This is a genomic window from Roseibium sediminis, assembly GCF_008711325.1.
In the GTDB taxonomy this organism is placed as follows: Bacteria; Pseudomonadota; Alphaproteobacteria; order Rhizobiales; family Stappiaceae; genus Roseibium; species Roseibium sediminis.
Genome location: NZ_VXDB01000111.1, coordinates 1 through 594, shown reverse-complemented (window position 1 = coordinate 594; position 594 = coordinate 1). Strand labels below are relative to the sequence as shown.

At 51.3% G+C, this 594-nt stretch carries 1 protein-coding gene; it reads left to right on the top strand.

The genetic code is table 11. The annotated features are described in order from the left end of the window. Positions 1-60: 60 nt before the first annotated feature. The coding region (locus tag F0155_RS23295; RefSeq protein ID WP_150526947.1) for an imm11 family protein at positions 61-594 on the top strand (534 nt) is incomplete at its 3' end.

Sequence of the window (594 nt, the reverse complement as noted above, 5' to 3'; positions counted from 1 at the left end):
AGTCAAAGTGATTTCAAACGCGCTGCGAGGCCGATTTCGGGTCAGCGTGAGGAGACGAAAATGACCGAAGGTGTCATCTATGGCATTGGGACTAGGGTGGAAGCCCCCTATACAGTTAGTCTTAAGCTCCTTGATGGTGATGTCGACAAGATCGAATATGTCGATACAACCGTCGATAAGGGGCATAGCCCACTTTTTAAGCCGGGTCAGTTGAATGCAGGTCGCGCAATCAAGCCAGACCATGTGCCGACACGTGCACAATGGGAGAGCAAACGATACCCGCCTCCTGATGTTTTATTCAAGTACGACATGTATCTCGTGTCGAATGCTTTCAAGGACATCCTTGAACGCCATGAACCGGGCGTCCACCAGTTCTTCCCTGTGGACGTGGTCTACAAGGACGACTCGCTTGCCCGGCAGATGTATTTCTTCAACATCTGCAGTCGTTTGGACGGAATGGATCGAGAGCGGGCGACAGCTCAGCTAGTAAAAGGTATCGCCTTTGATCTCCGAACCGGAGAGTTCGTGTTCAATCTCATACAGATTGGCGAGGCCCATGCCTGGGTCGACAAGCATGTGATCTACGGTCGTTTT